This window comes from Synechococcus sp. BA-124 BA4, from assembly GCF_034931165.1.
In genome coordinates this window covers 1-12358 of the sequence record NZ_JAYGIA010000120.1, presented here as the reverse complement: position 1 = coordinate 12358, position 12358 = coordinate 1, and the positions used below count along the sequence as shown (strand labels likewise).

The 12358-nt window shown below is 67.0% G+C and carries 13 protein-coding genes; 3 read left to right on the top strand and 10 right to left on the bottom strand.

Features of this window, described 5'->3' with window-relative positions:
* Positions 1-461 precede the first annotated feature (461 nt).
* Positions 462-932, top strand: coding sequence for a hypothetical protein (locus tag VB734_RS14330; RefSeq protein ID WP_322781652.1), 471 nt, complete (start codon positions 462-464; stop codon positions 930-932).
* A gap of 158 nt (positions 933-1090) precedes the next feature.
* Here the strand turns inward: VB734_RS14330 and clpB are convergent, their stop codons facing one another.
* A complete protein-coding gene (gene clpB, locus VB734_RS14325) occupies positions 1091-3727 on the bottom strand; it encodes an ATP-dependent chaperone ClpB (RefSeq protein WP_322781653.1) in 2637 nt (878 codons plus the stop codon).
* A gap of 150 nt (positions 3728-3877) precedes the next feature.
* Between clpB and VB734_RS14320 the strand changes: the two genes are divergently transcribed.
* Positions 3878-4351, top strand: a complete 474-nt coding sequence (locus tag VB734_RS14320) for a hypothetical protein (protein WP_197163423.1) — start codon at positions 3878-3880, stop codon at positions 4349-4351.
* 31 nt (positions 4352-4382) lie between these two features.
* Here VB734_RS14320 and VB734_RS14315 read toward each other — a convergent pair whose 3' ends face one another.
* On the bottom strand, positions 4383-4667 hold the full coding sequence (locus VB734_RS14315) for a hypothetical protein (RefSeq protein ID WP_322781654.1): 285 nt from the start codon (positions 4665-4667) through the stop codon (positions 4383-4385).
* Between the two features lie 102 nt (positions 4668-4769).
* Here VB734_RS14315 and VB734_RS14310 point away from each other — a divergent pair, with 102 nt between their 5' ends.
* Complete coding sequence (locus VB734_RS14310; protein WP_197163419.1) at positions 4770-4976, top strand: hypothetical protein; 207 nt, start codon at positions 4770-4772, stop codon at positions 4974-4976.
* Here VB734_RS14310 and VB734_RS14305 read toward each other — a convergent pair.
* The 8 genes from VB734_RS14305 to VB734_RS14270 form a co-directional block, all read right to left on the bottom strand.
* Complete coding sequence (locus VB734_RS14305; protein WP_197163417.1) at positions 4937-5227, bottom strand: hypothetical protein; 291 nt, start codon at positions 5225-5227, stop codon at positions 4937-4939. The two genes, VB734_RS14310 and VB734_RS14305, sit on opposite strands and share 40 nt — an antisense overlap.
* A gap of 190 nt (positions 5228-5417) precedes the next feature.
* Complete coding sequence (locus tag VB734_RS14300; RefSeq protein ID WP_197163415.1) at positions 5418-5759, bottom strand: c-type cytochrome; 342 nt, start codon at positions 5757-5759, stop codon at positions 5418-5420.
* 113 nt (positions 5760-5872) lie between these two features.
* Entirely contained in the window at positions 5873-6256 is a 384-nt protein-coding gene (petE, locus tag VB734_RS14295) for a plastocyanin (RefSeq protein ID WP_322781655.1), read from the bottom strand.
* 52 nt (positions 6257-6308) lie between these two features.
* Positions 6309-7319 carry an NAD-dependent epimerase/dehydratase family protein gene (locus tag VB734_RS14290; RefSeq protein WP_322781656.1) on the bottom strand — a complete coding sequence of 337 codons (1011 nt, stop codon included), beginning with the start codon at positions 7317-7319 and terminating at the stop codon, positions 6309-6311.
* Positions 7316-8374, bottom strand: coding sequence for a uroporphyrinogen decarboxylase (gene hemE, locus VB734_RS14285; protein ID WP_197163410.1), 1059 nt, complete (start codon positions 8372-8374; stop codon positions 7316-7318). The genes VB734_RS14290 and hemE overlap by 4 nt, the downstream gene beginning before the upstream one ends.
* A gap of 26 nt (positions 8375-8400) precedes the next feature.
* Positions 8401-10710: a 1,4-alpha-glucan branching protein GlgB gene (glgB, locus tag VB734_RS14280; RefSeq protein ID WP_322781657.1), complete on the bottom strand. Its 2310-nt coding sequence runs from the start codon at positions 10708-10710 to the stop codon at positions 8401-8403.
* A gap of 56 nt (positions 10711-10766) precedes the next feature.
* Positions 10767-11483, bottom strand: a complete 717-nt coding sequence (locus VB734_RS14275; protein ID WP_322781658.1) for a DUF3887 domain-containing protein — start codon at positions 11481-11483, stop codon at positions 10767-10769.
* Positions 11484-11507: 24 nt separating this feature from the next.
* Positions 11508-12358: CocE/NonD family hydrolase (locus tag VB734_RS14270; RefSeq protein ID WP_323243589.1), on the bottom strand; the 851-nt coding region annotated here is incomplete at its 5' end.

The following is a 12358-nucleotide window of genomic DNA, read 5'->3' as shown; positions in this document are numbered from 1 at the left end:
TGCGGAGGCAGGCCAGCAGCGGCTCGGACTCGGCCATCGGCTCATCGTTCACCAGCACAGCCCGGGGCGCCCGCCGCGACCCAGCATGCCCGTGTCAGGGGAAGACGACCGAAGCACCCGGCCAGACAGGACAGCCCTTGGATAAGAAGTGCTGATAAGCAGTGCTGATGTATGAATCTGGTTAACATCAAGGAATGTGTGGAGCGCTGCCGAATCTGAGAGAAATCGGTAAGCAGCAAGACATTTCACGGGGAATTCTGAGGGATCGGACACACCGGATTCGCCGCGAGATCAGAAAGGCCCCCATCAATTTGTGGTTTCCGATACCGGTTGAAGTCCAATCCCGCGAGACTTCCGCTGAGAGGAAAAGAACAAGCCCTGAAGGCTGATAAAGTTCGACCACATCGGAAATCCATCCCAAGGATCTCCACTTCGCCTGAACCCCGGCTCACTCTGAAGCTATGCCTACAACCCTATCTGTCAGCGGCGGTTATACCCAGTTCCTGGATCGCCTGGAAGATCGCCTGGAGGATGCTCCGGCCTCCTTCAAGGAGCAACTCGGTCCTTTCGACGACAAACTCGCTAACTCCATCGATTTCCTGCAGGCCCGGGTCGATGAGAATGATGATCTCGTCATCCGTAAGGCCCTGGCCCAGGAGATTCTCTCGGCGGCCAACGAATTCTTCCCCAATGGGGATGCCTCCATTGCCCTAGGGGTCGATTTTCTTCTTTCCGAGCCCCACCCTTCCGAGTTTCCGCCGATTTCCAAAATCGTTGACTTCTTCGAGGATCGCGGCCAGTTTCCCGTGGTCTTCGGTGGCGACGAATCCGAGAATCCCTTTGCAGACCTGCTTGGCCTCTTTGACGACCAGCCGTCGGCCAGTGATCTCCGGGACCGCTTGGATGACCTCTTCCCGGGCGGACAGGGCTGATTCCCCGGCCCCAGGCTGACGGATCTCCGTCTCCCCGTTCCCTTGACGCCAGCACCAACCCTGGAGCTACCCGGCTCCAGGGTTTTTTTCTGGCCCAGCACCGGAAGGGAAATCCCAGCGGGTCGGCGCAGCAGCCGGGCCGGGCCTCCCTTCCCCCGCTAGGAGTGCGCCAGCACCAGTTCACGGCGGCTGGCCGGCTGGAAGCGCAGGCGGGGTGGGCCCTCCCCGGCACTGGTCACGTCCACGGCGATCGTGCTGCCTTCCGGGAAGCTGCCGGCCAGGATCGCCTTGGCAATGGGCGTTTCCAGCTCCCGCTGGATGGCCCGCTTCAGGGGCCGGGCGCCGTAGACCGGGTCGTAGCCCGCCGTCGCCAGCCAGTCGAGCGCGCCGTCCTCGAGTTCGAGCCCGAGTTTGCGGTCGTTGAGGCGGCGGCGCAGCCGCTCCACCTGGAGCACCACGATGCGGCGCAGCTCATCGGCCCGCAGGCTGTGGAAGATGATCGTTTCATCCAGGCGGTTGAGGAACTCGGGCCGGAAGTGGGCGCGCAGGGCGTCGTTCACCCGCTTCTCCATCTCGCCGTGGCGGGCCGGATCACCGGCCAGATCGAGGATCGAGCTGCTGCCGATGTTGCTGGTGAGGATCAGCACCGTGTTGGTGAAATCCACCGTGCGCCCCTGCCCATCGGTGACGCGGCCGTCATCGAGGATCTGCAGCATCACGTTGAAGACATCGGGGTGGGCCTTCTCCACCTCGTCGAACAGGATCACGGCGTAGGGCCGGCGCCGCACCGCTTCGGTGAGCTGGCCGCCCTCCTCGTAGCCCACGTAGCCCGGAGGGGCTCCGATCAGGCGGGACACGGCGTGCTTCTCCATGTACTCGCTCATGTCGATGCGCACCATGGCGTCGTCGCTGTCGAACAGCTGCGAGGCCAGGGCCTTGGAGAGCTCCGTCTTGCCCACGCCGGTGGGGCCGAGGAACAGGAAGCTGGCGATCGGGCGGTTGGGGTCGGAGAGGCCGGCACGGGAGCGCTGGATCGCATCGGCCACGGCCGTCACGGCCTGGCTCTGGCCGATCACGCGGGTGTGCAGCTCATCTTCGAGATGCAGGAGTTTCTCCATCTCGCTCTGCACCAGCCGTGACACGGGGATACCGGTCCACTTGGCGATCACCTCGGCGATGTCGTCTTCGGTGACCTCCTCGCGCAGCAGGGTCTTCTCGCCATCACCCGCGTTCAGTTCGGCTTCCTTGACGGCCAGCTTCTTGTGCAGGTCCGCCAGGGTGCCGTACTCCAGTTCCGCGGCCTTGTTGAGGTCGTACTGACGCTTGGCCTGCTCCACCTGCAGCTGCACCTGCTCGATCTCCTCCTTGATGGCGCTGAGCTGATCGATCGCCCCCTTCTCCTGCTGCCACTGGGCATTGAGGGTGCTCTGCTGCTCGCTCAGATCCGCCAGCTCCTTCTCCAGCCGCTCCAGGCGGTCCTTGCTGGCGGCATCGGATTCGCGGCCCAGGGAGAGTTTCTCCATCTCCAGCTGCAGGATGCGGCGGTCGAGTTCATCGATCGCCTCCGGCTTGGAGGTGATCACCATCTTCAGGCGCGCCGCCGATTCATCCATCAGATCGATCGCCTTGTCGGGCAGGAAGCGATCGGCGATGTAGCGGCTCGAGAGCACCGCCGCCGCCACCAGGGCGTTGTCGGCGATGCGCACGCCGTGGTGCACCTCATAGCGCTCCTTGAGACCCCGCAGGATCGAGATCGTGTCCTCCACGGTGGGCTGATCCACGAACACCTGCTGGAAGCGCCGCTCCAGGGCGGGATCCTTCTCGATGTGCTGGCGGTGCTCATCGAGGGTGGTGGCCCCGATGCAGCGCAGTTCGCCTCGCGCCAGCATCGGCTTGAGCAGATTGCTGGCATCCATCGAGCCGCCGGCGGCGCCGGCCCCCACCACGGTGTGGATCTCATCGATGAACAGCACGATCTGCCCCTCGCTGGAGGTCACCTCCTTGAGCACCGCCTTGAGCCGCTCCTCGAATTCGCCCCGATATTTGGCGCCGGCGATCAGCGCGCCCATGTCGAGGGCGATCAGCTGGCGGTTCTGCAGCGCCTGGGGCACGTCCCCGTTGACGATCCGCTGGGCCAGGCCCTCCACGATCGCGGTCTTGCCCACGCCGGGTTCACCGATCAGCACCGGGTTGTTCTTGGTGCGGCGGCTGAGGATCTGGATCGTGCGGCGGATCTCCTCGTCGCGGCCGATCACCGGATCCAGCTTGCCGTCGCGGGCCGCCTGGGTGAGATCGCGGCCGTACTTCTCGAGGGATTCGTAGGTGCCTTCGGGGTTCTGATCGGTCACGGTCTGATTGCCGCGCACGGCTTGGACGGCGTCCTTGAGTTTGTCAGCGTTGGTGCCGGCCTGCGAGAGCAGCCGCTTGCCGCAGCGGTCGTCGATCGCCAGGGCCAGCAGCAGGTGCTCGATCGAGATGAAGCTGTCGCCATAGGTCGCCTTCAGCTGTTCGGCCTGATCGAGCACCTCATTGAGGCCCTTGCCCAGGAACACGTTCTCCGGCGCGGCGCCCAGGCTGGGCTGGCTCGCGAGGTACGACTCCACCGACTGGTTCAGGGCCGCCACATCGACGCCGGCCTTCTCGAGGATGCGGGTGGCCAGTCCGGGCTGGCTGATCAGGCTGGCGAAGAGATGCTCACTCTCCAGCTGTTGCTGCCGGCGCTGCTTGGCCAGCTGCTGCGAGGCCACGATCGCGGCCCAGGCCTTCTCGGTGAACGCTTCGGCGGTGGGGTGCATGGAGGATCTCCGCTTGGATGGGTCGTTGAAGGAAGGCTATGAACGACCCCACCACCAGCACAGGATGGGGTGCCCGAAACATTTGGCGAATCAACCGAACGGCGGCTCGGGCCGGTTCGTAACGTCGAGCCCTTGCCACGCCCTCGCCCGATGCCCAGGACCCGTTCTCTCGTCGCGCTCGCGGCCCTCACCCTGCTGTCAGCCGGCCTGGCCCCCGGCGCTGCGGCCGCCAGCTGCACCTACTTGCCGGCCGTGGGGGGAGGCACCAGCGTCAGCAAGTCGATCCAGCTGAACGGTCCCCTGGTGTTTCCCTTCGGCCGCACCAACTTCAACACCGACTTCACCGTGAACCGGGCCTTCTCCAGTTACAAGGTGAACTTCAAGTCCAACTCCAGCGAGCGCGGCCCCTACCCCATCCAGGCCTATCTCAAGTTCAGCGATGGCACCAACCTGCAGGTGGTGAACGAAACGCTCGACGCCCGGCCCGGCCAGTTCCGCCAGTTCGGACCCTTCTATCCCCCCTCCGGCAAACTGGTGAGCCAGGTGAACGTCAAGGTGGGCTCGGGCTACAACGCCAACGCCACGGGGTTCAGCTACACCATCTCGGTGTTCGGCTGCCGCTGAGGGAGCGGAGGACGCGACCCGCGCCCGCGCTTCAGAGGTCGAGGCTCGGCACCGCCCGCGGGCAGAGCCTGAGCGGGCAGCCGTCGGCGCTGTAGAGGGCATCGGCTGCCGACAGGCAGCCGCCGGCGTTCTTGCGAGGCACCTGCCGCGGCTCGATCCTCAGCGGCTGCAGCACGGAGTTGCTCAGGGGAACCAGCAGCGGGCAGGAGGCCCCCGGCACCCAGGGCGCACTGGACAGGGGCGGCACCGCCAGGGGCTGGGGCTGGGCGGAACCCGGAGCGCCGAGCATCAGGGGCAGAGTGGCCAGGAGGCTCACCAGGCTTGGTCTGCTCGCCGGCGGTCCGAACCTGGCGAGCGGTCCGTTCAGAACTGGAGTTGCCATGATGACGCGGCGTCAGGCCACGGGCCCAGGGTAGGGATGAGCAACGAGGACAGGGATGCCCTGGTGCTGCGACTCGCGCACGAATCCCGTGATTTCGAGGGCACCAGCAAGGATCCGGAGCGCAACTGCTGGCTGGTGGTGCACCGCCACGCCCATGGGGTGCTGCCCAGCGAGTACGACATCCGCGACGTGCCCGAAGACCTTTACCTCGACGTGCTCGCCAGGCGCCGCGAGCTCAGCTGAGGCTTCCGTCCGGTCACCGAGCTGAGCAGATCGGCCACAGGGGCGATCCGCGACCGCTCCAGGAAGCGGGAGGCCGCCTCCGCGGCACTGGCGCGCTCCAGGTCGGCCCACTCGATCGCGTAGCCCAGGGCCCTGGCCTGCTCGATCAGCCGCTGCCAGGGCTGCTCGTGGTCACCCTGGCGCAGCAGGGCCCTGAGCCTGGGTTGGCGCTCGGCGTCGGCCACCAGCCGCCGCAGATGGTCCAGGGACATCCCACTGCTTCATCGGACATGGTCACCATCGCTCCGCCACCACCGCCTGGCCAGGAACTGCACACAAAGCACAAAAAAACCACCCCTGGCAGGGGTGGTGGGTGATGACCGACGCCGTGGCAGGAGCAGGCCGCTCGGCGTCTGGATCAATGAAGGGGCCTCAGACCGTGGGCCTCAGAGCCTCAGAACCTCAGGCCCAGCCCTTGGCCGCCATTTCCTCGACGTAGGCGGCCACATCGGCGATGTCACTGTCGGTGAGCTTGCCGGCGAAGGCGGGCATGGCGTTCTTGCCGTTGGTGACCTGCATGGCGATGGCCGCCTCATGGTCACTGCTGTAGTTGGCCAGATAGGCCTCGAGAGCGTCGGCCTTGAGCGTGCGCTCGGCGTTCACCACATTGCCGCCGCCCATGTGGCAGGCGGCGCAGTTGGCGGAGAAGAGCTGGCCGCCGTGGGCAGCGTCGGCGGCAAAGCTGGGGGCGGCTCCCAGCAGCAGTGCCAGGCAGACGGCGAAGAATGAAAGCAGGCGACGCATCAGGGAGGCGAGCAATGGAGCGGGCAACCCGTCAAAAATAGAGTCCCGCCACCGGATCGGAACCGGCGGCGGGAACGGATCGAAACAATGTCGTTACCGAGCCCCGACGGGGTTCACTCGACGATCACCTTGCCGACCATGCCGGCTCCGCGGTGGGGCTCGCACCAGTAGTCGTAGCTGCCGGCCTGCTCGAAGGTCTCATCCCAGCTCTCACCGGGAGCGAAGGCCAGGGTGGTGTGGCTGAGCTCCTCGTGGCCATCGAAGACGGCGTTGTGGGGGGCCAGCTTGTTGTTCACGAAGTGGACCGTGTCGCCCTTGCTGATCGTGACCACACTGGGCTCGAAGGCCAGCATGCCGCCGTCGGTGCCGAGCTTGACCTCAACGGTGGCGGCCTCGGCCGGCTGCACGATGCTGACGCTCACCAGCACCAGCACCAGCAGAGCACCGACCAGGGCGGAGGAGGCGACGGCCTTCAGAAGGCGAGCCGCGGAAGCCATCAGACCTCGAATCATCAGCAAGTCCTAACACTGAAGCAATTGTATGGCGTCGTCACACGGCGCCGCGGTGAGGCAGCCCCGCCAGCTCGAACACCGCCTCGAGGCTGGGGGCATGGCTCACCAGACCGAAGCGCTCCGGCGGGCTCACCGGGTCGTGGATGAAATGGCGCTGGCGGATGCTGAAGCGGTCCCAGGCGTTCACCTCGATCGGCAGCACCCGGATCAGGGCCTCGATCCACCAGCCGTTCAGTGACAGCCCCAGCGGCGGCCGCCAGCTGCGCCGCCAGCGGCAGAGGCGGCTCACGGTGTCGTCGACCGTGACGGCCGGCTGCCCCAGCACCAGCCGGCGCAGCGGCCCCTGATCCGGCTCGGGATTGGCCTGATGGGGGTTGAGGGCCAGGTGGGCGCAGACCAGGGCGATGTCGACGGCATGGATGAAGTGGAAGCTCGCCTCCGCCCGCAGCCACTTCGCCAGCCACAGCCAGCGCACCGCCTCCTTCAGGCCGGCCGTGAGGTAGCTGGTGGGGAGGGGGTCGCCGGGAGCCACCGAACCGCCGAACACCAGCGTGGGGAAGACCGCCACGATCCGCTCGGCCAGGGGATGGCGCTCCAGCTGCTCGAGGCAGAGAGCCTTGGTCTGGATGTACTCGGTGCCGTAGGCCGCCGCTTCCGGCAGCAGCCGCAACGACCGATCGAGAATGCTGGCGGTGGAAAAATAGATGATCTCCTCCAGCCGCCCGGGATCGAGACGGCCCAGCAGCTCCTTGACCGCCACCACATTCACCTGCTGAGCCCGCTCGGGGTCACCCCAGGCGGTGGCGGTGTGGATCACCCGGGTGGCCGAGGCGATCGCGGCGGCGTGGGGCTCCTGATCACGCAGATCACCCACCAGCAGGGTGATGCGGGGGTGCTGCCGGGGCACGGCGGTGAGCTTGGCGGGATCCCGCAGCCAGAGCAGCAGCTCGGCGTCGGAGTTGGTCAGCAACTGCTCGGCGATGGCCTGGCCGACGCAGCCGCTCGCTCCCGTGATCAGAATCCGGGCGGGCCCGCTGGCGCCACTCAAACGGCTGCCCCCAGCAGCTCGTTGACCGACTTGCCGGCCTCGAAGAACACCCGGGCGTTCTCCTCGGGCGTGCCCGGCAGGATGCCATGGCCGAGGTTGAGGATGTGGCGGCGGCCCCGGGCCTTGAGCACGGTGTCGACGATCCGTGCCCGGATCGCCTCCGGTGTGCCGAAGAGCAGGCCTGGATCCACATTGCCCTGCACACCGAGGTGCTGCGGCAGGCGGGCGCAGCCGTCGGCCATGTCCACGGTCCAGTCGAGCGAGATGAAATCGACGCCGGTGGTGGCCATCCGCTCCAGCACACCGGCGCTGCCGGAGATGTAGAGAATCAGGGGGGTGTCCGGGTGCTTCGCCTTGACCTGATCCACCACCCGTTTCTGATACGGAGCCGCGAACATGTCGTAGTCGATCGGGCTGAGCTGACCCGCCCAGGAATCGAACAGCTGCACCACCTGGGCACCGCTCTCGATCTGATAGCTCACGTAGGCGGCGATCGAATCGGCCAGCAGACCCAGCAGACGGTGCAGCAGCGCCGGCTCCTGGAAGGCCATCGCCTTGATCACGGCGTAGTTCTTGCTGCTTCTGCCCTCCACCGCATAGGCGGCCAGGGTCCAGGGAGCCCCCACGAAGCCGAGCACCGCCGCCTCGTTGCCCACACTCTGGCGCAGCCGGCCCAGCACCTCGCCCACGAACGGCAGCGACGCCGCGGCATCCAGGGGCCTGAGCGCCTCCACCTGGGCGAGGCTGCGGATCGGCGGATCGATGATCGGACCCTTGCTCTCGATGATGTCGAAATCGATCCCCATCCCCGGCAGCGGCGTGAGGATGTCGGAGAAGAGAATCACCCCGTCGGGCTGAAAGGCCCGATACGGCTGCATCGAGATCTCATAGGAAAGATCGGGCTGCTCCGAGCGTTCCCGGAAGCCCGGATGACGGTCGCGCAGGTCGCGGTAGACCTTCATGTAGCGCCCGGCCTGGCGCATCATCCAGACCGGTGGCCGCTCCACCTGCTCACCTCGGGCGGCGCGCATCAGCAGGGGGAGCGAGTCGGCCATGGGTGAAGAGAATGCCAGGGGCGAACCTACCCGACGGCACCACCGGCTTCGGTGGCTTCGTCACAGAGGGTCTGGCTGCGCACCGGGTCGTGCTGCAGCACCAGCACGCTCAGGGGCGGCAGGCAGAGGTCGAGCGACTGCTCATAGCCATGCAGCGGCCACTCGTCGCTGAATTTGCCCCCGAGATTGCCGAGATTGCTGCCGCCGTAGCGGCTGCTGTCGGTGTTGAAGGCCTCGGCGTAGTAGCCCTCCTTCGGCACCCCCACCCGGTAGTGGGAGTGGCTCTGGGGGGTGAAGTTGGCCACCACCACCACCCAGCGGCCCGTGAGGCTCTCGCGGCGCATGAAGCTGATCACCGAATGACGGCTGTCGCTGCAGTCGATCCACTGGAAGCCGTAGTGGTCGAAATCCTCCCTCCAGAGGGCCGGCTCCTCGCGGTAGAAGCGGTTGAGATCGTCGACCAGGTTGCGCAGCCCCTGATGGGCCTCGTACTGCAGCAGGTCCCACTGCAGGTCGCCCCAGACGTTCCATTCGGAGCGCTGCCCGAACTCCATGCCCATGAAGATGGTCTTCTTGCCCGGGTGGGTCCACATGTAGGCCAGCAGGGCGCGCACATTGGCGAACTTCTGCCAGTCGTCACCCGGCATCTTGTGCAGCAGATGGCTCTTGCCATGCACCACTTCATCGTGGCTGAGCGCCAGCATGAAGTTCTCGGTGTAGTGGTACATGATCGAGAACGTGACATTGTTCTGGTGGAACTGGCGGAACCAGGGATCCAGCTCGAAGTAATCGAGCATGTCGTGCATCCAGCCCATGTTCCACTTGAGGTTGAACCCGAGGCCACCCATGTCGGTGGGCTTGGTCACCATCGGCCAGGTGGTGGATTCCTCCGCGATCGAGAGGGCACCGGGGAAGTGGTGGAACAGCACCGAATTGGCCTGCTGCAGGAAGCGCACGGCTTCCAGGTTCTCCCGCCCCCCGTGCTCGTTCGGCAGCCATTCGCCATCGGGACGCAGGTAGTCGCGGTAGAGCATCGAGGCCACCGCATCCACCCGGATGCCGTCGATGTGGAACTCCTCGAACCAGTACACCAGGTTCGCCACCAGGAAGTTGCGCACCTCGTTGCGGCTGTAGTTGAAGATCAGCGTGCCCCACTCCTTGTGCTCGCCGATGCGGGAATCGGCGTGCTCATAGAGGTGGCAGCCATCGAAGAAGGCCAGGCCATGGGCATCCTTGGGGAAGTGGCCGGGCACCCAGTCGAGGATCACCCCGATCCCTTCGGCATGACAGCGATCCACGAAGGCCCGGAATTCATCGGGTGGACCGAAGCGGCTGGTGGGGGCGTAGAAGCCCGTCACCTGATAGCCCCAGGAACCGTCGAAGGGATGCTCGGCGACCGGCATCAGCTCCAGGTGGGTGAACCCGCGCTCCTTCACGTAGGGGATCAGCCGGTCGGCCAGCTCGGGGTAGGTGAGCAGGCGTGCGCCGGGCTTGAGATCCGCCGCCGCCACGGGTGGCCGCGGGCTGCCGTCGGCCTCCAGGAAGGGCTCATCGGCAGGGCCGTGCATCCAGCTGCCCAGATGCAGTTCGTACACAGCGATCGGCTGGTTGAGAGGATCGCGGCCGTCGCGCTCGGCCAGCCAAGCCTGATCACTCCAGCGGTACTGGCCCAGCTGGGAGACCACCGAACCCTGCCGGGGGCGGACCTCGTGCTGGAAGCCGTAGGGATCGGCCTTCACATAGCAATGCCCCTCGGGGGAGCGCACCTCGTACTTATAGAGATCTCCCGGTTTCAGGCCGGGCACGAACAGTTCCCAGATCCCGCCGATGCGCAGCTGCATCGGGTGATGGCGGCCATCCCAGCTGTTGCATTCAGCCAGCAGGGCCACACTGCGGGCATTGGGGGCCCAGAGGGCGAACTGCACGCCGGCGATGCCATCGCGCTCGCAGGGGTGCGCACCGAGACGGCGCCAGATGTGATGGTGGTTGCCCTCCGCGAACAGATGGCGGTCGAGTTCGCCCATCCACTCCTCGCGGAAGGCCCACGGATCGTGCTGCTGGTGCTCGATGCCTCCGCGCTGCACCCGGTACTCGTAGCGGCGGCCCGGGTCTTCGCTCAGCTCCACCTCGAACACCCAGGGATGGTGCGGCGTGGCCATCGGCAGGGTGCGGCCGTGGAGCAGCAGATCCACCTGGCTCGCCTCCGGCATCCAGGCCCTCACCACCCAGCCATCACCGTGGGGCTGGGGCCCCAGCACGGCAAAAGGATGATCGTGCCGGCACTCCTGAAGCCTCTGGCCGTCTTGGACCATCCATTCGAGGCTGGAGGGGGGCATCGAGCATGAGCGGACGGAAGGGGAGCTTAGGCCCGCAGTTCCTCAGGCCCCCGCGCTCAGGGCAGGGGGGAGCCGGGCCGGGCCGGATCCTCGGGGAAGTCGACGCCGATGATGTGACCCTGGTCGTCGAAGATCACGAACAGGTTGTCAGTGACCCGCTGGAACTCGGTGGTGACGAGCACCAGTTGCTGGGGTCCCCCTTCACTGGCCACCACGGTGCCGCGCAGGCGCTGGAAGGACCCGGTGAGTTTCTCGAGATCCTTCCAGCGGTTGAGCAGATCCTGGGGTGTGATCTCGTCCTGGAGATCGCGGATCAGCAGGCTGCGGGCATCCACCACCCGGCCCTGGCTGAGGGAGGTGATGAACTTGGTGGCGATCTGCTTGATCGGCCTGTCCTTCTGATCCAGCTCCCAGCCCAGCACACGCCCGCGGCCATCGAGCACCAGCACCAGCGGACGGCTGCCGCCAGTGCCTTTCAACTCCACGTCCACCGTGCTGTCATCCACCCCCGTCGAGACGCCGGTGATGCGGCTGCCGAGGATGGTCCCCTGCTCCTGCAGGCGCTGACGCACCCGCTCCACCGTGGTCAGCTTCTGCAGATCAGGGGCCAGTCGGTCAAACACGGCCTGGCTGTCCTGCCGCTTGAGGGCATCGAGCAACACCTGCCCGGCGGCTCGGGCCTCGGCCGGCTGCAGCGCGGAGGTGGCCAGGGCCTGACCGCCATGCAGTCCACAGGCCAGGGCCATCGCCAGCAGAGGGACGCGCAGGTTCACGGAAGGGCGGGCAGTGTGCTGGCGTCAGTCTGCCCGAGAATCAAGCGGCAGCAGGCGCAGGCAGGCTCCGTTCAGCTGCAGCTCCAGGGTGATCACCCGGTGGCCCGGGCCCACGGGGCCCAGGAGGGACTCGCCGCTGCCGGGGTTGACGGTCACCTGGGGCCAGGCCGAGGCCGCCAGCGACAGGCGCAGCTGCTCCCCGGCCGCCAGGGTCGTCACCAGGGGCTGCAGCCTCAGCCGCCGCCGCTGCCGGCGGCGGCAGTGGGGCCCCAGCGACCGGAGCACCCCGGTGCTCAGCTGCCAGACCGTCCCTCGGCGGATCACCGAGAGGGCCCCGCAGAGATCGAAGCCGTCCTGGTCACAGCTGACCTCCAGCTCCAGTTCCGGACGCCCCACCAGCTGCAGCGGGCCCGCCAGGGGCGGAGCGGTGAAGCAGGCCACATCGGCGCGGGCGTCGAGATCAGTGCGGTCCACCAGGCCGGCATCCAGGCCCAGATGGCCTCCCCGTCCGGGGGCGGGCCGCCAGGGATCGTGCACCAGGGAGAGGCCTCCGCCACCGTCCCCGTCCAGGAGCAGGCGGCCCTCGCCCGGATCGATCGCGGCCAGTCCGTCGCTGCGCAGGGCCCAGCGCGGCCCCTCGCTGCCGCCATCGGCCAGGCCCCGCCAGGAGCCTGAGCCCAGATCAGCCAGCGCCTCGCGGGGATGGGCCTCCAGTCCCTCCCGGTCGCGCAGGTGCCGGTCGAAGAAGGCCAGCTGCAGGCGATCGAGGCCCCCGGCCCAGTTCAGGTGCGTCCACGCCCCGATGCGCAGCCAGGGAGCGCCGCCGGCGGCATGGGCGCGGGCGCGCAGATCGAGCACCCCGCCGAGGTGCGGGT

Bases quoted from the DNA above. Each gene is read 5' to 3' on its own strand.
- VB734_RS14310 (WP_197163419.1), top strand. From the start codon at position 4,770: ATGAGCAACGAGGACAGGGATGCCCTGGTGCTGCGACTCGCGCACGAA.
- VB734_RS14320 (WP_197163423.1), top strand. From the start codon at position 3,878: ATGCCCAGGACCCGTTCTCTCGTCGCGCTCGCGGCCCTCACCCTGCTG.
- petE (WP_322781655.1), bottom strand. From the start codon at position 6,256: ATGGCTTCCGCGGCTCGCCTTCTGAAGGCCGTCGCCTCCTCCGCCCTG.
- hemE (WP_197163410.1), bottom strand. From the start codon at position 8,374: ATGGCCGACTCGCTCCCCCTGCTGATGCGCGCCGCCCGAGGTGAGCAG.
- VB734_RS14330 (WP_322781652.1), top strand. From the start codon at position 462: ATGCCTACAACCCTATCTGTCAGCGGCGGTTATACCCAGTTCCTGGAT.
- VB734_RS14300 (WP_197163415.1), bottom strand. From the start codon at position 5,759: ATGCGTCGCCTGCTTTCATTCTTCGCCGTCTGCCTGGCACTGCTGCTG.
- glgB (WP_322781657.1), bottom strand. From the start codon at position 10,710: ATGCCCCCCTCCAGCCTCGAATGGATGGTCCAAGACGGCCAGAGGCTT.
- clpB (WP_322781653.1), bottom strand. From the start codon at position 3,727: ATGCACCCCACCGCCGAAGCGTTCACCGAGAAGGCCTGGGCCGCGATC.
- VB734_RS14305 (WP_197163417.1), bottom strand. From the start codon at position 5,227: ATGTCCCTGGACCATCTGCGGCGGCTGGTGGCCGACGCCGAGCGCCAA.